The following is a 21,593-nucleotide window of genomic DNA, read 5'->3' on the forward strand; positions in this document are numbered from 1 at the left end:
ATATTGCCCGCCAAGCCTTGGGGATTATGCTTCTTTCGCACCCCCCGTTTCCAGCCAGCGGTCAAACTCTTCACCTGAATACCCAGCTTCAACCAAAAGATCTCTGGTCTGACTGCTTGACTTCTCGTATGCAACTGAGTCTTCGGACAACTCTTTCTCAACATCACAAGGCCTAACCACCACCTCAGCGATCGCGCGAGCGAGGTCCTGCTCGTCAATCCCCCCCGAGTCACTTTGACCTGACGACACATTCGTTGCCAACCCGGAACTGTCGTGCAAACCCTTTGGGGCCGGGGTCATGAGGTAAGAAATCGAAAAAAGATCTAAGCTTCCATTTCCTCGAACACTGTAGGCATAAGCATCTTTTGTTCTGACTTTCAGCGGCACATGCAACTCTGCGGCACTGAAGTGCATTAGCCACTTTGAAAAGGCGGCCGCGTAAGCCTTTGGGAATAGGTCATCCGCAACGTCGTGCGCATCCTGTAGCTGAGAAAAAAGCTCGCCACGGCACACACCGATACCTTCCGAAAACTCTTTCGCAAAAATCTGATCATGTTTAACGTTTTCCAACAATTTCCCCCAGAAGGTGCCCAACGCGTCCTTATCAACAGCTTGAAGATCGGCTCGTGTTGTAATGAACAGAAGCCACGGCTCGCGCCTTGTTTGCTGCATATCCAATATGGCAAGAATAGCGTTGTAATAACTTTCCTCTGATCCTGGCGAATGAGTTCCTATTGAGTCACACAAATCGATATTAACCACATCAAAGGGCCCATATTCACGCAACCGCCTATGGGCCACTGAACGAGGGTTAGCGATTTGCTCAATTCTATTGTGTTCTACGGTTGACGATGCATCCAACCTTTGCTCAGTTATTAACCGATGCATGGTTTCGTCCAAAGCGTCCCGTGCTGGGGAATTCGGGACTGCGCTGGAGTCAAACCCCAAAAAACGTATAGAAACTCCGTCTCTTAAACACCGATCGGAAATGACTCTAAGATCAAGCAAATCTCGTTCGGCAAGGCCAAGATAATTTATCTGTTTCGTTTTCTCGACTAAGGGTTTTACCTTATTGAGCAGGTCACCGACGCGGCGATCCCATTGAAGCTTCCGGACATATTGTTTTCTGGGCAAATGCCATGGCTGAAACCGCTTCCGATCCCTTGAGGTATGCTTTACAGGCTCGAAGAGCCCCTTAAGAAGGTCGTCGTCTTGCGGGCTCTGGCTCGATCGATTAGCCCCGTTACGCATCGTTGAACACCTTTAACAGGTTCTGAATCAGTCCCTGTTGCTCTTCCAGGGGCAGTGAGTCGATTACACCATATGCCATAAGAATACTTGCAACCGCTTCAGCCCTTCTCTTGTCTTCTTCGGACTTTCCTGTCAGACCTAAAGCACTAGCTGAAAAAGCAAGTCCATCATACGATGATCTTGCATCTTCAGCCTCCTTTTCGGTAGCCAGTATCTTAATGTCGGGCCGCGCATCTTCCGCCTCATCCAAGCCTACAAAACGACCATCCCATACTTGTTTAACGTGCTTTTCGAGTGCGCGCAGGCTCGAGGCGGCTTCCTCCTTCCGCCTCGCTAATCGCGCCTCGGACGAAAGTTGTTTGTGTTTCGTTGCAAGGTTTCTAAGCGCTCGATGGAGCCAGCGGCTAATGATCTGGTAATGCGGGTGGGAGTGATTAAACGACTCTCTGTCAATGTTAAGGGCGCTTTCCATACCCTCATCGACAAAAATCTCCGCTGTCGTTTGTCTGAGCCTAGTCAGCTCTGCCACCTTATATTGCATAAAGGTAGTATCAAAAAGAGTTCCGCTTGCACCAAAGATTCGAACAAGCACCCCCTGGTGCTCCTTAGGCATGATCTTGGGACGCCAATGCAAATACGCCCTAAACTTCAGCGGACCCCCATTCTGCGTCGAGGGAATATTTGATAAGTCTGGAGAGTATTCACCAATAAACAATAACGGCGTCTGAAAAGTACTGCCACTCTTTGTTTCGGAAGTGAAGGATATCGGTCGCCTAAGTTCGATCCCGTCAACGAACACGTCGAAGTCATTCGGGCTTTCCATCCCTGGTGGAACACCCTGATCCTGTTCTGACAAACAGTCGTCATTTTCCCAAGCTATCTCGGACGGCTGTTTTCCGTTCTCATTAAAAAGTCGGAAAGCACGTATCCCGTCTTTTCGCGTGAGATCGAAAGGATGTTTTTCTATATATTTAATAGGCACAGCCAGCGAAAGATTCCAAATCGTTCGCAAATAACTGTCGAGAACCTGGTCTAGGTTGGTGCGGTTTCTTTTGACTCCTTCACTGACAACTGCCTCGTGGAGACGGTGCATGCGAGTCAAAGGCGAATCTTCTTCACCCCAAGGCAAGGACGCACTATCGGAAATGTAGTCAGGGCCCTTCGCCCCCAAGTCAACCGCGCCGATGTGATAGGTCGGGTGAGTAAGGCTTGAACCAAGTGGCGTAGCCTTATCCTGAGGAGCCTCCTCAAGTAGGGTTTGCCACATACCCCTACTTTGAAGCACCTCTTTGGCTTGATTTCGCAGGTCCATTAGGATTAGCTCCGTGCCATGTGCGTCGAGACTTGGGTGAGCCTCTTCCCATATGTGGACTTCTCCAGTTTTTACATCTGCGCCATCATTGATGGTGTGCTCAATTTCTTCATCTGAGTATGTGTGGAGCACAACGTCGGCGATCAAGCTATAGTTTTCACCTTTTCGCTTTGTGAGTATTTTAAAATGCCGGGTAAGCTGCGCAACCGAGAAAAGCCCGATCCCGATTTTTCCAATTAATCGTCTCCCCCTTGGGGAGAGAAGAGGATTCTGTCCGGACGTAACGTTAAGGGTTTGGCCTTTAGATGTGCGCTTCGCACTACCGCCAATTTGCTGAATAAGATTCGCAAGAGCCTCCCTGCTCATCCCATTCCCATTGTCTCGAACCCTTATCTCATCAAATCGCGGGGGGTCCATGTCTATGGTTACCCGAGTGGCATCCGCGTCGTAAGCATTTGATATGAGCTCCCGAAGCGCGGATGACGGCTCTCGGTATATCCCATCCGTCACCCGCGCAAGAACCCTGTCTGATGTCCTCAATTCCGCACGAGCCGGCGTGCCGCTATCACGACTATTCTGTATTTCTGAAATTAGAATATCGGGATCCACTTTACTTTCCTCTCAGGATGTCACGCTCCGACAGCTGACAATTCGCAAATCGGATAACGGGAGCTCCCAGTAAGCGGCTCACGCACCGCTGCGTAAAAAGAATTTGCAACCGAGGCCGCCAAGGGAATCGGCACAGCATTAGAAACCTGGGTAACTTGCTCGGAAAAATTACCCTTAACGACAAAGTCTAACGGGAAACCTTGCAATCTCATCGCCTCATAAATACTCAGGCGCCTATGACCATCAGGATGGACATGGATCTCTCGGTTTCCATAGGCGACAGCCGGGCTTGGCAAGTCCCAGGAAAGCTGCTTGAAGGATCGGCGCTTTAGGTTAGGGCCATGATTAGTTGCGAATTTTTGAGACCTTGGAACCATGGTCCAATGGTTGGGATGAAAAGGGATGTCCGAAGCGGAGAGGTTTCTGCGAAAAAACGTAGGCTCTGGCAGATTGGCGATAGCATCACGAACGAGGGAGGGCCGGGAAACGGTTGGCGCGGGCACCAAGTAACGCCGAACCGCTCCGGGGGCAAATTTTTTATGGAACCCCAGAAGCATTAGTCGTCTTCGATTTTGGGGCACCCCATAATCGAGAGCTTGATGAATTTTTTCGTGTTGAGAAAATCCCGCACGGTAGAGCCGCCATTTAAGGCGCGCATAGCGATATCGATGTTTCCGCACCTCCCGAAGCCCTGGAACATTTTCAAACACAAAACCTAAAACACGAAAACGACATAGAAGCGCTTCGATTATCGCGGCGTAACTATCTACAAGGGAAGCTCGCTTTTCATCGATCTTGGGAGATACGTTGCTTACACTAAAGGATTGGCACGGGGGACCGCCAATCACCACGAGATTAGAACCCGGCGACACATGCCGCTCTACCAATTCAGCAACAACCGCAGGAGAGGCTTCTCCCAGATCAATTTGGTAAGCATATGTGCCGGGAAAGTTTGAACGATAGGTTTTGAGTTCGGCGCTGCCACGCTCAAACGCCACGGCTGTTTCGAGACCACAGCGAGAGAACCCAAGATCCAACCCACCAGCGCCAGAATAGAGGCTTACTACGGAAATTTCTGCATTCTTGGCCACACTCGGCATTCGTTGGATTCCTCGTTAGCGGGCCGTTGCTTGCTCCAACACTCATTGGGACTAACCGCCAAAAGCGCATGCACAAACACCCAAAGGTAAGCTACAGACACCTATAACTTCGGTCAAGGCCTCGGCGCCCAACGCGGATGACGCTCACTGCTCGCTTGTCGGTCGGCGGCGCACGCCTTAGCCAATGAATATCAATTTAATAGATCACAGAAGCCCCCATCCAATCGGCCATATTTTTCAAATCATTTCTCATGGAACATGAAACGCGATGCTTCTGTCTGAAGAGCCATTGGCGACATTGGCCGACATGCGTGTGGGCTTACCCCGTGAACTCTTTGAGGGTCCGCGCAAAAACGTGTGGAGGAAGGAATCTGAATCTAACTCTTTGAATTTGTTTTGCATCAACCAAGTGACAAAGCGGCCCCATTCCCCCTCGGGCTTATCCATTTTCCTCGCAATCGCCCGGACCCAAGTTCAGTGAGACGGGCAAGTTGAAAGCCTCCCGCCAGCCTGAAACAACGAAACCAGAGCCAACAGTGGAGATTGCATTTGCGCATTCACCACCCACACCTTGCGCCGTGCCTTCCAGCTGGTAAGTTGCCGGGACTGGCGGGCAAGGATATCGAACTGCACCCGACGGCGACCCACCAACCGTAAGGGAAGCCCGCAGGGCCAAGGCGCCGAGGTGTCCTTCTTTTCGCCCCTTTTCTTGGAGAAGCAAAAAAAGGACTCGCGCGCAGCCTCGAAAGCCCGTCGAGACCAACGACACCCTTCAGGCGCGCGAAAACAGGGCAACAAGCCAGGAAAAGGTCGCCACCAAAAACAAAACCCCGTCGGGGGACGGGGTCTATCAGGTTTGGTTGAGGCCGGTATTCCTCAGAACGGAATGTCGTCCTCGCCGAAGCCGTCGTCGATGGACTTGGCCGGGCGCTGGTCCTGGCTCGGCGGCGGGGGCGGCGCGCCGTAGTCGGACTGGCCACCTTGGCTGGCCTGGCCACCGCCGTAGCCGCCGCCCTGGCCGCCACCGCCACCCGGACGGCCACCGAGCATCTGCATCTCGTTGGCGACGATCTCGGTGGTGTAGCGGTCCTGGCCGTCCTGGCCCTGCCACTTGCGGGTCTGCAGGCGGCCTTCGATGTAGACCTGGCTGCCCTTCTTCAGGTACTCGCCGGCGATCTCGGCGAGCTTGCCGAAGAAGACGATGCGGTGCCACTCGGTGTTCTCGCGGTTCTCACCGGTGTTCTTGTCGCGCCATTGCTCGGAGGTGGCCACGCGGATGTTGGTGACCTGGCCGCCGGACGGCAGGTAGCGCACGTCCGGGTCGACCCCGAGGTTGCCGATGATGATTGCCTTGTTCACACCGCGGCTAGCCATATTCAAACTCCTTGTGGTTCCTGCCGACCGGTGGCGTCACCGGCCCCTGCAAGCGCAAACCACCACTATAAAGCATTCATATCTCGGCAACGAGATCGTCGTGCATTCGGCTACACTACCCGGTTCCGCGCCAACCGGCGGCGGGCACACTCAAACGAGCGAATTCCCTGCACCATGGCCGATCCGTTCATCCGCATTCGCGGCGCACGTACGCACAACCTCAAGAACATCGATGTCGATCTCCCGCGCGAGAAGCTGATCGTCTTCACCGGCCTGTCGGGCTCGGGCAAGTCGTCGCTCGCCTTCGACACGATCTTCGCCGAGGGCCAGCGCCGTTACGTCGAGTCGCTGTCGGCCTACGCGCGCCAGTTCCTGTCGATGATGGACAAGCCCGACGTCGACACCATCGAGGGGCTGTCGCCAGCGATCTCGATCGAGCAGAAGACCACCTCGCACAACCCGCGCTCGACGGTGGGCACGGTCACCGAGATCTACGACTACCTGCGCCTGTTGTACGCCCGCGCCGGCCTGCCGCGCTGCCCGGAGCACGACATCGACCTGGCCGCGCAGACGGTCTCGCAGATGGTCGACCACGTCATGGACCTGCCCGAGGGCTCGAAGTGGCTGCTGCTCGCCCCGGTGATCGAGAACCGCAAGGGCGAGCACCACAAGCTGTTCGCCGAATGGCAGGCGCAGGGCTTTTTGCGGGTGCGCCTTAACGGTGAGGTCTACGAGATCGACGAGGTCCCGACGCTCGATCCCAAGACCAAGAACACCATCGAGGTAGTGGTTGACCGCTTCAAGGTGCGCGACGACCTGCAACTGCGGCTGGCCGAGTCCTTCGAGACCGCGCTACGACTGGCGGACGGCCAGGCGATGGTGGTGTCGATGGACTCCGACGAGGAGCACGTCTTCTCGTCACGACACGCGTGCCCCAAGTGTGGCTACTCGCTCGGCGAGCTCGAGCCGCGGCTGTTCTCCTTCAACAACCCGGTCGGCGCCTGCCCGAGCTGCGACGGACTGGGCGTGAAGCAGTTCTTCGACCCGCAGAAGGTGATCATCAACCCCGAGTTGTCGCTGGCCGCCGGCGCCGTACGCGGCTGGGACCGGCGTAATGCCTACTACCACGCACTGCTCTCCTCGCTGGCGCGTCATTACGACTTCGACCTGGAGACGCCGTGGCAGGAGCTGCCGGAGGACCTGCGCGAGATCATCCTGCACGGCTCGGGCAAGGAGAAGATCGCCTTCACCTATATCGCGCCGCGGGGGCGTACCCGCGAACGCACGCATCCCTGGGAGGGCGTGCTGCCCAACATGTCGCGCCGCTACCGCGAGACCGAATCGCAGGCGGTGCGCGAGGAGTTGGCGCGCTACATCTCCGAACAGGCTTGCCCGAGCTGTCACGGCACCCGCCTCAATCGCGCCGCCCGGCACGTGTTCATCGACGGTTACAACCTGCCGACGGTGACCCGCTGGTCGATCGGTTACTCGGCGGGCTTCTTCGACGAGCTGGCGCTCGAGGGCGCGCGCGGCGAGATCGCCACGCCGATCGTGCGCGAGATCCGCTCGCGGCTGAAATTCCTCAACGACGTGGGGCTGAACTACCTCTCGCTCGACCGCAGTGCCGAGACGCTCTCCGGCGGCGAGGCGCAGCGCATCCGGCTGGCGAGCCAGATCGGCTCGGGGCTGGTGGGCGTGTCCTACATCCTCGACGAGCCGTCGATCGGCCTGCACCAGCGCGACAACGATCGCCTGCTGGGCACGCTCACCCACCTGCGCGATCTCGGCAACACGGTGATCGTGGTCGAGCATGACGAGGACGCCATCCGTGCCGCCGACTTCGTCCTCGACATCGGCCCGGGTGCCGGCGCCCACGGCGGCCAGATCGTCGCCCAGGGCACGCCAAAGCAGATCGAGGCGACCAAGGATTCACTCACCGGGCAGTACCTTTCGGGCAAGCGTGAGATCGCGGTGCCCGAGCGCAATCGTGCCGATGCCGAGCAGATGCTGACGCTCGAGGGTGCGACCGGGCACAACCTCCAGGGCGATCCGCTACACATCCCGCTGGGGCTGTTCACCTGCATCACCGGCGTGTCCGGCTCGGGCAAGTCGACGCTGATCAACGACACGCTGTACAAGATCTGCGCCCACCAGCTCAATCGCGCCAGCGCGACCGCCGCGCCGTACAAGAACATCCACGGCATCGAGCAGCTCGACAAGGTGATCGACATCGACCAGTCGCCGATCGGGCGCACGCCGCGCTCGAACCCGGCGACCTATACGGGCCTGTTCACCACCATCCGCGAGCTGTTTGCCGGCACGCAGGAAGCCCGCTCGCGCGGCTACACGCCGGGTCGGTTCTCGTTCAACGTCAAGGGCGGGCGCTGCGAGGCCTGCCAGGGCGACGGCGTGATCAAGGTGGAGATGCATTTCCTGCCCGACGTGTACGTGCCCTGTGACATCTGCGGCGGGGCGCGCTACAACCGCGAGACCCTCGACATCCGCTACAAGGGCAAGACCATCACCGACGTGCTCGAGATGACCATCGAGGAGGCGGGCACGTTCTTCGAGGCCGTGCCCAGCCTGCACCGCAAGCTGACCACCCTGATGGACGTGGGGCTGGGTTACGTGAAGCTGGGGCAGAACGCCACCACGCTCTCCGGTGGCGAGGCCCAGCGGGTCAAGCTCTCGCGCGAACTGGCCAAGCGCGACACCGGTCACACGCTCTACATCCTCGACGAGCCGACCACCGGCCTGCACTTCGAGGACGTCGCCCAGCTGCTCAAGGTGCTCTACCGCCTGCGCGAGCACGGCAATACCGTGATCGTGATCGAGCACAACCTCGACGTGATCAAGACCGCCGACTGGATCGTCGACCTCGGCCCCGAGGGCGGCTCCGGCGGCGGGCGCATCATCGCCTCGGGCACACCCGAGCAGGTCGCCGAGGTGGAAGGCTCGTACACCGGCTACTACCTCAAGCGGATGCTGGCACCGGCCAAGGCGTAACCGGCCACCATCGTAGGTCGGGCTTCAGCCCGACGTCGGCAGGCCAGGTCGCGGCACCCAATCGGTGTCGGGTTGTCGGGCTGAAGCCCGACCTACGGCAAGACTAGAACCAGACGCCTCCCCATTGTGGGAGCGGGCCCTGCCCGCGAAAGCCGCTTCAGCGGCTGTCCCGGCAAACGGGATGCCCACAAATCAACTCGGGTGGGATCATTCACACGGGGACACGCGCCCTCGGCGCGTTTCGCGGGCGGGGCCCGCTCCCACAGTGACGACTCCAGCGTGGGGGTTACTCGAGCGTGCGCTGCAGGCTCTCGAGCACGTCGCGGGTCTTCTCCTTGGTCTTGTCGATGACGTTGGAGGTGGTGTCCTTGGTCGCCTGCCAGGCGCTGGAGGCCCCGGACTTGGTGCTGGACCAGATGTCGGCGGCGGCTTCCTTGGTCTGGGCCCACCAGTCATTGTCGACGCGCGGGTACTCGCGCACCTGGTCGAGGTCGTCGTTGAGGAACACCGCGTAGGAGACCCGGTCGAGCTGGTCGCCGGAGCGGGTCGCCACGGAGAACTGCTGCACCTCGACGAAGCGGTAATCGTCATCACTCACGCCATTGATGTCGTCGTCGAGTTCGATCACCAGCCCGTGGACTTTCATGTTCTCGGCGACCAGCACATCCTCGACCTCGCCCACCTCGCGGTTGCGATCGGTGGCCAGGAACACGTCGGCCCCGATCAGGGCATCCATGGAGTACAGCCCTTCCGGTGCAGTCTCAGCCAGCGCGGGCTGGGACAGGGTCACGGCAATGGCGCCAGCCAGTAGGGTGTTCATGCGATTCATAGGATCTCTCCTGATGGGTTGTTATTCGCTCTCGGCACATTCGACACAGCGCGTCACGCTGGGGTCGTTTTGGAGTCGCGCCAAGGGAATGGGTTCCCCGCAGACGAAGCAGTCGCCGTACTCGTCGTTTTCCATGCGCCGCAAAGCGCCTTCGATGCGGGCAAGTTCGCGCTCCCAACGGGCGCGGATGGCCCGGGCCATTTCTCGACCCTGCTGCGCCTCCACTCGCGACAACAGACTCTGGCACGAGTTGTCGATTTCCACCCGCTCGGTGGACTCGTCGCGGCCGCTCAACAGCTGTCGCAGCGCCTCACGGCGTTCGACCAGCTGGTCGTGGAGCGCTTGGCGTTCGGGCTCATCCATCGGGCGTCAATCGATCTTGATCTTGGCGTAACCGCGCTGGGCATAGGCCGCGGCGGTGACGAAGGTATTGCCCACCTCGACCAGCGGCTCGATCAGATCGGACTGGGTAATGCCGGCGCGCCGGCTGGCAATCGAACAGACCTCCATGCGATCGATGCCATCCAGGGCGTGCAACTCCGCCAGCTTCGACTGGATCTGCAGGATGACCTGGGCATTGTCGATATCACGGTTGGACGCATCGCGCGTCAGCAGCCGGACCGAGCCGCCACGAAAGCCGAACACCATGCGCGGCGTTACGCCCTGACGTTCGAGATCCCGGTAGGTCTGCTCGATCACGCCAAGTCGGGCGAGCAGCTTGTCCGGATCGGACAGGGTGACATCCCACAGGATGCGTGCCTCCTCGATCCCCTGCAGGGCGTGGGCGTCGTCGGGTCGCGGCACCTCATTGGCGACCGTCAGTCCCGGCAACAGCATGAACATCAGACCCAGCATCAATCGGCGCATGGCCGCTCCCTCCTTGTGGACGTCCAACCAGTAAAGCCGATCGACGCATCGGTTCCAAGGTGCCACGCAAAAGAAAACCGCCCGCGGGGTGCCCCGGGGCGGCTTGTGGGTCCAACCGCTGCTCGGTCGGTCAGAATTCGAATTCCATCTTCTGGAAGACGCGCCCGGCGTTCTGGCCGGCGAGTTCGTCGAAGGTATGCCAGTGCGAGAACTGGCTCTGGTCGAGCTCGTAGGCATCCTGCAGGCTGCCGCCCTCGTCGATGATCCGTCCGATCTCGGTGCGCAGGAACACGAGATAGTCCTTGGTGTAGTGCTCGACGGTTTCCAGGTCGGTCGGCGTGCCGTGGCCCGGGATGATGGTCTTGCCTTCGGCGACTTCGGCAAATTTCGGCCAGGTCTCCAGCCACGCGGCGGTATCGGTGTACTCGAAGATCGGCAGCATGCGGATATTGAAGGCCATGTCGCCGGCGATCAGCACGTCACGTTCGGGGATGACCACCGAGATGTCGCCCGGGGAGTGGGCCTCGCCAAAGTAGACCACCTCGGCGGTCATGCCGCCCAGGTCGAGCTCGATGCGGTCCTCGAAGGTGCGGCTCATCGGCACGTACTCGGTGCCCTCGGCCTTTTCCTCGGCGATGTCCTTGAGCTGAGCGACGTAGGCGGCCGCGTGGCCGTCGTAGTACTCGGCGGCATCGACGTGGCCAATCACCTCGGCGCCTTGGTCGATCCAGTAGCCGGAGGCCATGGCCGCGTGCAGCTGGCCGTTCTCGTTGACCACGTACTTGACCGGCACGTCGGTGCGCTGCTTGATCTGTTCGTGCAGGGCCTCGGCCAGCTGGTAGGAGGCGCCGGCGTTCATCACCAGCACCGCGTCCTCGCCGATCACGAACGAGAGGTTGTTGTTGTGCAGCGAGTTCTCGTAGGTGTAGGGCTGGGTCGCGCCGATCGCCGACCAGACGTCATCGGCAACCTGCTGCGGCATGTCGTAGAGCATCGAATCCGGCGCCTTGTCGGGCGGGTTGTCATCCTGCGCGGCGGCGGGGCCGGCAACCAGGCCGGTGGTCGCCATTGCCAGCAGCGCGCTGCCGGCCAGGTTGCGCGTGTCTCTCATCCAGTCGGTCAACATACGAGTCCACTCCTCGCTTGGGCGGAGAACCCATAAGCATTTTGGGTTTATTTATTAGCGGGCTAACCATCTCGCCGTTCGGGCGGGAAAACAACCCCGCAAACTATTCAGGTTTTCGATTCCAAAGAACATACGCTAATCAGTATTTAATTAACTAGTTGATACGGCTAGTTCCAGTCCAGCCCGCCACGCGTGCTCCAGTACGACTCGGGACGCTCGGCGAGTGCGGCCAGCGCCTCGCGATCGGGCGGGGCGAGGGTGATGTCCAGCGCCCGCAGGTTGGATCCCAGTTGCTCGGCGTTGCCGGCCCCTGACAGCACCATGTCCACGAAAGGGTGGTCCAGCAGCCAGCCGATTGCCAGCGCATCGCGACCCACCCCGTGGCGACCGGCCACGGCGTCCAGGGTTTGCAGGGCCGGCGCATCCTTGGGCCGGTCGTTGCGTGCGGTCAATCGACCGTTGGCCACCGCCTCCTTGATGATCACGGCCATGCCGGCCTCGGAGGCCTTTTCGAGCTGGCCCAGCACCGACGGCTCGAACAGGTTGGCGGTCGCCTGTACGGCGTCGAACAACGGACGGCCCTCGATCTCGACCTCCATTGCCCGGGCCAGGGTTTCCGCCTGCGCGGGGCCGCTGGTGGTCAGGCCGATGGCCACGCCTTGGTCGCGCAATTCGCCCAGGCGCTCGAGGACGGCGGCGTTGTCGAGCACGCCGGAATCGAGGGTGGCCGAGTGGATCTGGTAGAGCACGGGAGGGAACCCGAGCGCCTCGAGGGTCTCGCCCCACTGGCGATCGAGCACCGCGCGGCTGTGCTCCTTGACCTCGTGGACGTCGGCATCGACCCGCCAGCCGGCGGTGTAGGTATAGCCCCACTTGGAGCCGACCGCCGGGCGCTGCTCATCCGCTCGCTCGGCAAGCCAGTCGCCGAGGAACGCCTCGGCCCGGCCGTAGGAACGCGCGGCATCCACGTAGCGAATCCCGCGTTGCCAGGCGGTATCGAGCATGGCGTGACAATGCGCGCGCATCGCCTCGACATCGCGCCCGTCGGGCATGTCCTCGCCGTGGCCAAGGTTGATGTAGCCGGGCCGGCCCAGGGCGGCCAGCCCCAGGCCGATGCGCGGGCGCGGCAGGGTAAGTCGTTTTCCCGACATAAACAGACGTGACTCTCGAATCGTGAACGGTATGGGTCAACTTTGTCGCGCCAAGCGGGTAAAGTTGGCGCCTTTCAACCCACGGCCCAACGCCGGGCCGAGATCGAATAGGGAGAGGCTAGCATGCAGGGTTTCCGCCTGGGACAACCGATCCACCGCGTCGTCAGGGGACTGGAACTGGTCGGCCTGGTGGTGATCCTGATCGCCACCTTCGTCGCGGCCGGGCAGGATGTCGCCGAGATGATCGCGGCCCGGCGTGTGACGCTTGCCGACCTGTTGCTGCTGTTCCTGTACCTGGAAGTGCTCGCCATGATCGGCGCCTACCTGCAGACCGGCCGGCTGCCGATCCGCTTTCCGATCTATATCGGCATCATCGCGCTGGCGCGCTACCTGGTGCTGGAGGTCAAGGACCTCGAGGCGTGGAAGATGCTGGCCGTCGGCGCGACCATGGCGATTCTGGCCGGCACGGTACTGCTGTTGCGGTACGGGCACCTGAAACTGCCCTACCCGGAGAACGAACTCGACCTGGGTGACGCCGAGGGCAAGCCGCCACGTCGCGCCGAGTCGGATGCCCCCTGAACGAAACGGGCCGGCATAAGCCGGCCCGTCCTCCTTGTTGCCCGCCACACGGGCCGGGAACACCGCGGATATGTCCTCAGATCTGCGTGCGCTCCTTGGCCTCGCGCAGACCGCTGGAGCACTCGCCCGTGCCGCGCTGCTGGAAGATGATGTACTCGGCGATGTTGGTGCAGTGGTCGCCGATACGCTCGATCGCGCGCATGCAGTGCAGCATCCGCAGGCTGAGGTCCGGTGATTCCGGGTGCTTTTCCATGTACTCGAGCAGCACCTCGTGGACCTCGTTGTACTCGTGGTTGACGTGGTCGTCGCGGCGCATGATCTCCTCGGCGGCAACGCAATCCTGGCGTACGAAGGCGTCGAGTGCGTCGTGCAGCATGCCCTTGACGATCCGCCCCATGACCCGGAAGTGGGTGGCGAAGGCGGTCGACTGCAGGGCGGGGCCGACCTCCTCGGCAATGCGCGCGAGTTTCTCGGCCTTGTCGCCGACGCGCTCGAGGTCGGTAATTGCCTTCACGATTGACATGATGGTGCGGAGGTCGCCGGCCGTCGGCGCATAGCGAGCAATGAGATGGATCGCCATCTCGTCGATCGAGACCTCGAGGCGATCGATCTCGTAGTCCTGTTCCATCGCCACGCGACCGCGCTCGGCATCCCCGTCAAGCAGGTAGGCAAGCGCGTCGTCGAAGTGCTGTTCGGCCACCCCGCCCATGTTCATCAACAGCGAACGCAGCGCGCCCAGATCGTCATCGTAACGGGTCAGGGTGTGCGGCGTCAGGTTGGGCGTGTCTTTGTCGCTCATTTGTCCAGAATCTCCTTAAGGCGGCTTGTCTCGACCCGGTTGCTAGGGTTTACTCGTGACAGACCGGGTGACATGCAGGCTTAACATGCCTGTCATGCCCGACGGGCAGACTGGGCCAACCGCATGCCGCGGGGGCTGGTCGCCCAAATACGCATACTTTAACCGACTTTACGTTGCGAAATAATGACAACCACCGACGAGAAATCCCTGCCGTTCATCAACCGCGAGCTGAGTCTGCTCGGCTTCAACCGCCGAGTGCTCGAATTGGCGCAGGACCGCAACGTCCCGTTGCTCGAACGGCTCAAGTTCCTCTGCATTTCCTCGTCGAACCTCGACGAGTTCTTCGAGGTGCGCGTCGGCACGCTCACCCAGCAGATCCGCGCCGGCATCAGCCGGCCGGACGATGCCGGTCTTTCCCCGCCAACCCAGCTGGACCTGATCCTCGAGCAGGCGCACGCGCTGGTCCACGACCAGTACGAAACCCTCAACCGCGAGATCATCCCGGCGCTGGCGGAGGAGAACATCCACTTCCTGCGCCGCACCCACTGGACCGAAGCGCAGGCCCTGTGGGTCAAGCAGTATTTCCGCCGCGAGCTGCTGCCATTGCTCACCCCGCTGGGGCTGGACCCGTCGCATCCCTTCCCGCGCATCCTCAACAAGTCGCTCAACTTCATCGTCTCACTGGAGGGCAACGACGACTTCGGTCGCGAGGCGTGGCTGGCGATCGTCCAGGCGCCGCGCGCGCTGCCGCGCATCATCCAGATGGACGAGAGCGCCGCGGAAGGCCCGTCGAGCTTCGTCTTCCTCAGTTCGGTGATCCACGCCCACGTCCACGAGCTGTTCCCCGGCATGACCGTCACCGGCTGCTACCAGTTCCGGGTCACCCGCAACAGCGACCTGTCGGTCGACGTCGACGACGACGAGGACCTGCTGCAGACGCTGCAGGGCGGGCTGTTCGAGCGCAACTACGGCAATGCGCTGCGCCTGGAGGTGGCCGACAACTGTCCGGCGGACATGATCGATTTCCTCTGCGAGCGTTTCGCCCTGGAGCAGCGCCAGGTGTTCCAGGTCCATGGCCCGGTCAACCTGCATCGCCTGATGGCCCTGCCCGGTCTGATCGATCGCCCCGAACTCAAGGACCCGCCGTTCACGCCGCGCCTGGACCCGGAATTCGATCCGGACGAGAACATCTTCGAGACCATCGAACAGCGGGGCAGCGTGCTGCTGCACCACCCCTACCAGTCGTTCATGCCGGTGGTGGAGTTCATTCGCCAGGCCGCCACCGACCCGCGGGTGGTGGCGATCAAGATGACCCTCTACCGCACCGGGCGAGATTCGGCGATCGTCGATGCCCTCGAGGCGGCGGCGCGGGCCGGCAAGGAGGTCACCGCGGTGGTCGAGCTGCGGGCGCGCTTCGACGAGGAGGAAAACATCAACATCACGACGAGGCTGCAGAAGGCCGGCGCCTACGTCGCCTACGGCATCGTCGGCTACAAGACCCACGCCAAGATGACGCTGGTGGTCCGCCGCGACGGCAACCGCCTCAAGCGCTTCGTCCACCTGGGCACCGGCAACTACCATCCCGGCACCGCGCGGCTGTATACCGACTTCGGCCTGATGACCGACGACCGCTTCGTCGGTGAGGACGTCAACAAGCTGTTCATGCAGCTGACCGGCCTGGGCCGCGGCATCCACCTCAAACGCCTGCTCCAGTCGCCGTTCACCCTGCACGACGGCATGCTCGAGCGCATTCGCCGCGAGACGGCGCACGCCCGCAACGGCCGGCCGGCGCGCATCCGCGCCAAGATGAATTCCCTGATCGAGCGGCGTGTGATCGAGGCGCTCTACGAGGCCTCGCAGGCCGGGGTCACCATCGAGCTGGTCATCCGCGGGATCTGCTGCCTCAAGCCGGGCATCCCGGGCGTCTCCGAGAACATTCATGTCCGTTCGGTAATGGGGCGGTTCCTCGAGCATCCGCGCGTGTTCTACTTCCACAACGACGGCGAGGAGGAGCTGTTCCTGTCGAGTGCCGACTGGATGCCGCGCAACTTCTTCGCCCGGGTGGAGACCGCCTTCCCGGTCGACACCCCGGAAATCCGCGCCCGGGTGATCGACGAGGCGTTCGATCGCTATCTCGCCGACAACACCGGCGCCTGGGAACTCACCGCCGCCGGCGAATACCGCCGCATCACCCCGGCCAAGGGCGAAAAACCGTTCAATGCCCAGCAATCGCTGATCTCCGACCTGGGCAAGGCCTGAGCGCGCCGATGCGGCTGACGGCTGAACATGCGCCAGCCGGCCGCTCGCCCCCTACGCCCGCTGGACGGCCGATCGGCATGCGATACTGTCGGCCGTCGTCATCCCGATCACGGTAACCACCCGCCCATGCTCAAGCTGCTGTTCTGGCTCATCGTCGCCCTGGTCATCGGGCTGTTCTTCGCCATCCGCCAGGCCAATCGCCTGCGCGCCGAGCAGCAGGACGACGACGCACCCCAAACCCGCTCGCTGGAATCCGTGCGCTGCGCGCAGTGCGGGGTCTTCGTGCCCGCGGACGAGGCGGTGCGGCGTGACGGCCAGGACTTCTGCAGTTGGGAACATGCCCAAGCCTGGGCCGAGGCGTGGCACAAGGCACGGCGCCGGGAGCAGGAATGATCCAGCCGGCCGGCATGGAGAACTGGCGCGGGCTGCGGCTCGCCAACGCCTATCGTCTGCTGCTGGCCCTCGCCCTGACCGCGGCGGCGCTCACCGATCGCGGTCCGGCGGTCTTCGGCCAGGCGGATGCCTCGCTGTTCATGCTCACCGCCTGGGCCTACCTGTTCCTGGCCATGGCCTTCGAGTGGCTGCTGGAACTGCGCATCCTGCCGTTCCGCCCGCAGGCCCACCTGCACACCGCCGGCGATCTCGCCTGCCTGATGCTGATTGCCCACGCCTCGGGCGGCCCCGAGGGCCCGATCGCGCTGGCCCTGGTGATCGCGATCGGCATCGCGGCGGTGCTGCATGGCGGGCGAGCGGCCATCGGCTACGCCGCGATCGGCGTACTGCTGGTCCTCGGCGAGGCGATCTACGCCTCCTGGACACAGACGGATGCCAACCACCTGACCAACTCCGGCTTTCTCGGCGCCGCGCTGCTGCTGATCACGGTGCTGGTGATCGCCTTCGAACGGCGCGCCGCCCTCTGGGAGCACCAGAGCCAGGCTCGCGAGCGCGAGGTGCGTTACCTGTCGGAACTGGCCCTGCGGGTAATCGAGCAGACCGACAACGGCATCATCGTCTCCGACCCCGATGGCCGGATCGAGTACATCAACGCCGCCGCGCGCCAGATGCTCGACGAGGGCGACGAGGCCGATGAGGCGGACGATCACCGCCTGCCGGACCTGCACCCCGGCGTCTGCGACGCGCTGCGGGCGTGGCATGCCGGCCACGGCGGCCAGCAGCAGGACTTCGACCGGCCCCGCCGCCTGCGCGCCCAGTTCCACCGCATCGAAACCGCGCTGGGTCCACGCGCCCTGATCGTGCTGCTGGATCTGTCGGCCGAGGACGAACGGGTCCGGCGCGACAAGCTCGCCGCGCTGGGCCGGCTAATCGCCTCGATCGCCCATGAGGTGAGAAACCCGCTGTCCTCGATCCGCCAGGCCGCCGAATTGCTGCCGGAATCGGACACGCCGGCCGAGCGCCGGCAACTGACCGAGATCATCACGCGCCACAGCGACCGCATCAATCGACTGGTCGAGGACGTGCTCGGCGCCGCCCGTGCGCCGGTGGTGCATACCCAGACCGTGGACCTGATCGACTGGCTGACCCAGTTTGTCGAGCGGCGCCGCGAGGCTTGGCAGGCCGCCGGCCAGCCATTCACGATCCGGCTCGATGCGGCTGCCGAAACCGCCCCGGCGCGGGTCGATACGACCCATCTATGGCAGGTGATGGACAATCTCTGTGACAATGCCGAACGTCACGGCTGCCCCGCGGATGGCCGGCTGGCGATCCGGCTACAGGTGGAAGCGGCTGGTGGACGCTGGCAGATCCGGCTCTGCGACAACGGCCCGCGCATCCCCGTCGCCGATCGCGACGCCCTGTTCGAGCCGTTCTACACCACACACTCGCAGGGAACGGGACTGGGCCTGTTCGTCTCGCGCGAGCTGGCCCTGGCCAATCGCGGCGAACTGGCGCTGGTCGAGCCGGTCGCCACGGACGCGCCGGGCAACTGTTTCCGGCTGTGTCTGCCGATGACGGACGGGGCGAACGGGACGGCAACGACACAAGGGCAAACAAGGGACTGAGAAATGGCGTACTGCCTGATCGTGGACGACGAGCCGGATATCCGCACGCTGGTCGCCCTGTTCATGAAACGCGAGGGCGTGCCGACGCTGGAGGCCGCCGACCTGGCCGAGGCCCGCGAGCGGCTCGACCGTCACGGCGAGGAGATCGACCTGTGCCTGGCCGACATGCGCCTGCCCGACGGCAACGGCCTGGACCTGGTCGACGAGATCCGCACCCAGCGCCCCGATCTGCCGGTGGCGGTGATCACCGCGCATGGCCAGGTCGAGGCCGCGGTCCGCGCACTCAAGGCCGGCGCCTTCGATTTCATCAACAAGCCCATCGAGCAGGACACCCTGCGGCGACTGCTGCGCGATGCGCGCAACCTGCAGCCCACCCCCCCGACGGCGAATGCCCCGACCGACGCGGAGACCGACGCATCCAGCCTGATCGGCCAGTCACGTGCCATGCGCCAGCTGCGCGAGATGATCGGCCGCCTGGCCCGCTCGCAGGCACCGATCTTCATCCAGGGCGAGTCCGGCACCGGCAAGGAGCTGGTGGCCCGGGAGATCCACGCCCACAGCAGTCGCGCGGGCGGCCCCTTCGTGCCGGTCAACTGCGGCGCCATTCCCAGCGAACTGATCGAATCGGAGCTGTTCGGCCACCACAAGGGGGCGTTCACCGGCGCGACCCGCGACAAGCCGGGCCTGTTCCGCGCGGCCGAGGGAGGTACGCTGTTTCTGGACGAGATCGCCGAGCTGCCGCTACCCCTGCAGGTCTCGCTGCTGCGGGTGCTGCAGGAGCGTCGCGTGCGGCCGGTGGGTGGCACCGAGGAGGTGCCGGTGGACGTGCGGATCGTGTCCGCCTCGCATCAGGACCTCAACGAGGCGGTGACCGACGGGCGCTTTCGCCAGGACCTGTTCTTCCGCCTGAACGTCATCGGCCTGCGCGTGCCGCCGCTGCGCGAACGACTCGACGACCTGCCGGCGCTGGCCGAGGCGATCGTCGCGCGGCTGGCCGCCCGCGACCATCGCCCGGTACCGGGCATCGATCCCGCCGTGCTGCAGGCCCTGGCCACCCAGTCCTTCCCCGGCAACGTGCGGGAACTGGAAAACGTGCTGGAACGCGCCATGGCCCTGACCGACGGCGAGCGGATCACCGCGGCGGCGGTCGCACCGCACCCGATGATGACCGGCGAGGAGGAACCCGCGTCTTCACTCGGCGCCTGCCCCGGCTTCATCCCGGAGACCGACGAACAGCACGACGTGCTCGCCGCCCTGCAACAGACCCGCTGGAATCGCAGTGAAGCGGCCCGCCAGCTGGGCATGACCCTGCGCCAGCTGCGCTACCGGTTGCAGAAATGGGGGCTCGACTGACGCGGCGACGCCGACCCGGCCATCACGGTCACGAAGGTCTACTCTCGGTCCTGTCAGATAGAGAGCATGACCAGGCATTTCAATGACCGGAGGTGGCTCATGAGATTTCTTCCCCTATTGCGACAGGCCCTTTGGGCACTGATCGCCTTGCCGCTGGCCGCGATGGCCGCGCCGTCGTCCGACCTCGCCCTGGGTTTCACCTGGAACGATGTCACCGGCATCCAGAACAAGGACCAGATCAAGGTCGTCTACGGCATCAAGCAGGACGACTGGGAGGCCGGCGTGGGCAAGTCGCTCTACTATGCCCGGGGCCTGTATCAGAGCTATGACGCGCTCGGCGTGAAGAAAGAGGATGTCGACATGCACCTGGTACTGCACGGCGCGGCCGGCTACTGGCTGCTCGACAACGAAGCCTATCGCGCCGAAAAGAACCAGCTAACCGGCAATCCCAATGCCCACATCGTCCAGGAGCTGATCGACCAGGGGGCCCACGTCGAGGCCTGCTACGAGACGCTAAAGGCGCACGGCTGGCGCAAGGACGACCTGCTCCCTGGCGTGAAGGTGGTCCACGATGCCTATTCGCGCATTATCGACCTGCAGATGCGCGGTTACGCCTACCTGCCGTTCTTCTGACGCGGGTCGGTCCCCGGCGGGAGACTGCTGCTACTCGGCGAGACGACGCAGCACCGCGGGCGGCAAGGCCCAGACAAGCTGGCCGTTGCCGTAGCCGACGGCGTTGTCGAAGCGGATCAGCATCATGCCGCCCTTTTTCATGGGCATGTTGCCGGCGGGGCGACCGGCGAGCAGGCATTCGGCCAGCTGGCCCAGGCTCGGTTCGTGCCCCACCACGGCCATGCCGTCGACGCGTGGCTGCTTGCGCAACCACTCCACCATCGCCCCGATCGGAGCGTCGGGGTCGAATACGCCCTCCTGCTCGATCCGGCGCTGCTCGATGGCCGGCGCGACGATCTCGGCCGTCTGTACTGCACGGACGGCCGGGCTGGTCACCAGGCGTTCGATCGGCAAGGCCATGGTGGTCAGGCCGCGCGCCGCCATCTGCATGCGGTCGATGCCGCGCTGGGTCAGCGGGCGCTCGTTATCGGGCCGCCCCTCGCGGGCAAAGGCCTCGCGATCCTGCGCGGCCGCGTGTCGGATGATCAACAGGTCCATGATGGGTCTCGCTGGCCTTGATACGGCGTGGCTGGGGTGCATGGCTTGGATTCGGGAAGCATCCTGAACCCGCCAAGCTACCGGATTGTGACAATGTGACCGGGAACGCGCTGCCTGACCCGGAAAGGAAGGTGGACCCCGATCCGGCCGATAGGTTCAGGAAGACCTGCTCGGACCGGGCGCACCTGGCAACGGTAACGCTCTGGGCTATGATGGTGGCCCAATCAGACTTCGAGGAGACCACATGGAAGGCCGAGACGCGCAGGATGCACGCTCCACCCCCAACCCTCACCGCCCGAACCGTTCGGCCGGCCCGCAGGGCACCATGCTCTTTCAGGCCGACGAGATGCGCCGGCAAGCCGAGGCCGCCGAGTCGCAAGGCAACGAGCGCGCCTCGGTCGCCGAACCGATTCTCGAGGGGATGAGCGGTGGCATCGAAGGGCGGCGGTTCACCCTGCGCGCCGGCCGGCAGACGATCGGTCGACGCGAGGACAACGACATCGTCCTCGACGAACCCAGCGTGTCCTCGTCGCACGCCTGGATCCTCAACCAGCAGGGTCACCACGTGATCATGAACATGCTGTCGACCAACGGCACCTTCGTCAACGACCAGCGGGTGCACGAGGCCACCCTCAAGCACGGCGACCGGGTGCGGCTCGGTCAGGCGGAATTCGTGTTTCTCACCCGCGAGGCCGGCGCCGGCCGGGTCGGGCCGCGTCACTGGCTGGTGGGCGCGCTGCTGCTCGCGGCCATGGGGCTGGCCTTCTACCTGATCTGGAACTGAGCCGGC

19 protein-coding genes are annotated in these 21,593 nt (G+C 62.8%); 8 read left to right on the plus strand and 11 right to left on the minus strand.

Going from position 1 to position 21,593, the window contains the following annotated elements; all coding sequences use genetic code 11:
• Window positions 1–24 precede the first annotated feature (24 nt).
• The 4 genes from SR882_RS00390 to ssb form a co-directional block, all read right to left on the minus strand.
• Window positions 25–1,251, minus strand: a complete 1,227-nt coding sequence (locus SR882_RS00390; protein WP_322521385.1) for a PP_RS20740 family protein — start codon at window positions 1,249–1,251, stop codon at window positions 25–27.
• Complete coding sequence (locus SR882_RS00395) at window positions 1,244–3,172, minus strand: ATP-binding protein (protein WP_322521386.1); 1,929 nt, start codon at window positions 3,170–3,172, stop codon at window positions 1,244–1,246. Before SR882_RS00395 ends, SR882_RS00390 begins: the two co-directional genes overlap by 8 nt.
• A 20-nt stretch (window positions 3,173–3,192) precedes the next feature.
• Window positions 3,193–4,263 carry a DNA cytosine methyltransferase gene (locus SR882_RS00400; protein WP_322521387.1) on the minus strand — a complete coding sequence of 357 codons (1,071 nt, stop codon included), beginning with the start codon at window positions 4,261–4,263 and terminating at the stop codon, window positions 3,193–3,195.
• An 885-nt stretch (window positions 4,264–5,148) separates the two neighbouring features.
• A complete protein-coding gene (ssb, locus tag SR882_RS00405) occupies window positions 5,149–5,646 on the minus strand; it encodes a single-stranded DNA-binding protein (RefSeq protein WP_322521388.1) in 498 nt (165 codons plus the stop codon).
• Between the two features lie 174 nt (window positions 5,647–5,820).
• On the opposite strand from ssb, the gene uvrA reads away from it, so the two are divergent.
• Window positions 5,821–8,652 carry an excinuclease ABC subunit UvrA gene (gene uvrA / locus SR882_RS00410; RefSeq protein WP_322521389.1) on the plus strand — a complete coding sequence of 944 codons (2,832 nt, stop codon included), beginning with the start codon at window positions 5,821–5,823 and terminating at the stop codon, window positions 8,650–8,652.
• Between the two features lie 286 nt (window positions 8,653–8,938).
• Here uvrA and SR882_RS00415 read toward each other — a convergent pair whose 3' ends face one another.
• From SR882_RS00415 to SR882_RS00435, 5 genes are all read right to left on the minus strand, one after another.
• A complete protein-coding gene (locus SR882_RS00415; protein ID WP_322521390.1) occupies window positions 8,939–9,481 on the minus strand; it encodes a hypothetical protein in 543 nt (180 codons plus the stop codon).
• A 21-nt stretch (window positions 9,482–9,502) separates the two neighbouring features.
• Window positions 9,503–9,844 (minus strand): TraR/DksA family transcriptional regulator, encoded by a 342-nt coding sequence (locus SR882_RS00420; protein ID WP_322521391.1) that lies wholly within the window; start codon window positions 9,842–9,844, stop codon window positions 9,503–9,505.
• Window positions 9,845–9,850: 6 nt separating this feature from the next.
• A complete protein-coding gene (locus SR882_RS00425; RefSeq protein ID WP_322521392.1) occupies window positions 9,851–10,348 on the minus strand; it encodes a hypothetical protein in 498 nt (165 codons plus the stop codon).
• Window positions 10,349–10,478: 130 nt separating this feature from the next.
• Window positions 10,479–11,474, minus strand: a complete 996-nt coding sequence (locus SR882_RS00430; RefSeq protein ID WP_322521393.1) for an MBL fold metallo-hydrolase — start codon at window positions 11,472–11,474, stop codon at window positions 10,479–10,481.
• A 167-nt stretch (window positions 11,475–11,641) separates the two neighbouring features.
• Window positions 11,642–12,625 (minus strand): aldo/keto reductase, encoded by a 984-nt coding sequence (locus SR882_RS00435; protein WP_322521394.1) that lies wholly within the window; start codon window positions 12,623–12,625, stop codon window positions 11,642–11,644.
• A 123-nt stretch (window positions 12,626–12,748) separates the two neighbouring features.
• Between SR882_RS00435 and SR882_RS00440 the strand changes: the two genes are divergently transcribed.
• A complete protein-coding gene (locus tag SR882_RS00440; RefSeq protein WP_322521395.1) occupies window positions 12,749–13,204 on the plus strand; it encodes a phosphate-starvation-inducible protein PsiE in 456 nt (151 codons plus the stop codon).
• A 76-nt stretch (window positions 13,205–13,280) separates the two neighbouring features.
• Here the strand turns inward: SR882_RS00440 and phoU are convergent, their stop codons facing one another.
• Window positions 13,281–14,003 (minus strand): phosphate signaling complex protein PhoU, encoded by a 723-nt coding sequence (gene phoU / locus SR882_RS00445; protein WP_322521396.1) that lies wholly within the window; start codon window positions 14,001–14,003, stop codon window positions 13,281–13,283.
• A 183-nt stretch (window positions 14,004–14,186) separates the two neighbouring features.
• Between phoU and ppk1 the strand changes: the two genes are divergently transcribed.
• The 5 genes from ppk1 to SR882_RS00470 all read left to right on the plus strand — a co-directional run bounded on the left by ppk1 (window position 14,187) and on the right by SR882_RS00470 (window position 20,266).
• On the plus strand, window positions 14,187–16,262 hold the full coding sequence (gene ppk1 / locus SR882_RS00450; RefSeq protein WP_322521397.1) for a polyphosphate kinase 1: 2,076 nt from the start codon (window positions 14,187–14,189) through the stop codon (window positions 16,260–16,262).
• Window positions 16,263–16,388: 126 nt separating this feature from the next.
• Window positions 16,389–16,655 carry a PP0621 family protein gene (locus SR882_RS00455; RefSeq protein WP_322521398.1) on the plus strand — a complete coding sequence of 89 codons (267 nt, stop codon included), beginning with the start codon at window positions 16,389–16,391 and terminating at the stop codon, window positions 16,653–16,655.
• Window positions 16,652–18,280 (plus strand): sensor histidine kinase, encoded by a 1,629-nt coding sequence (locus tag SR882_RS00460; RefSeq protein ID WP_322521399.1) that lies wholly within the window; start codon window positions 16,652–16,654, stop codon window positions 18,278–18,280. The genes SR882_RS00455 and SR882_RS00460 overlap by 4 nt, the downstream gene beginning before the upstream one ends.
• A gap of 3 nt (window positions 18,281–18,283) precedes the next feature.
• Window positions 18,284–19,633, plus strand: a complete 1,350-nt coding sequence (locus SR882_RS00465; protein ID WP_322521400.1) for a sigma-54-dependent transcriptional regulator — start codon at window positions 18,284–18,286, stop codon at window positions 19,631–19,633.
• Between the two features lie 99 nt (window positions 19,634–19,732).
• Window positions 19,733–20,266 (plus strand): DsrE family protein, encoded by a 534-nt coding sequence (locus SR882_RS00470; protein WP_322521401.1) that lies wholly within the window; start codon window positions 19,733–19,735, stop codon window positions 20,264–20,266.
• A gap of 30 nt (window positions 20,267–20,296) precedes the next feature.
• On the opposite strand, the gene sixA is transcribed toward SR882_RS00470, so the two are convergent.
• On the minus strand, window positions 20,297–20,803 hold the full coding sequence (gene sixA / locus SR882_RS00475; protein ID WP_322521402.1) for a phosphohistidine phosphatase SixA: 507 nt from the start codon (window positions 20,801–20,803) through the stop codon (window positions 20,297–20,299).
• Between the two features lie 244 nt (window positions 20,804–21,047).
• On the opposite strand from sixA, the gene SR882_RS00480 reads away from it, so the two are divergent.
• Window positions 21,048–21,587, plus strand: coding sequence for an FHA domain-containing protein (locus SR882_RS00480; protein WP_322521403.1), 540 nt, complete (start codon window positions 21,048–21,050; stop codon window positions 21,585–21,587).
• The last annotated feature ends 6 nt before the right edge of the window (window positions 21,588–21,593 follow it).

Origin of the sequence: Guyparkeria halophila (assembly GCF_034479635.1) — a bacterium.
GTDB lineage: Bacteria > Pseudomonadota > Gammaproteobacteria > Halothiobacillales > Halothiobacillaceae > Guyparkeria > Guyparkeria halophila.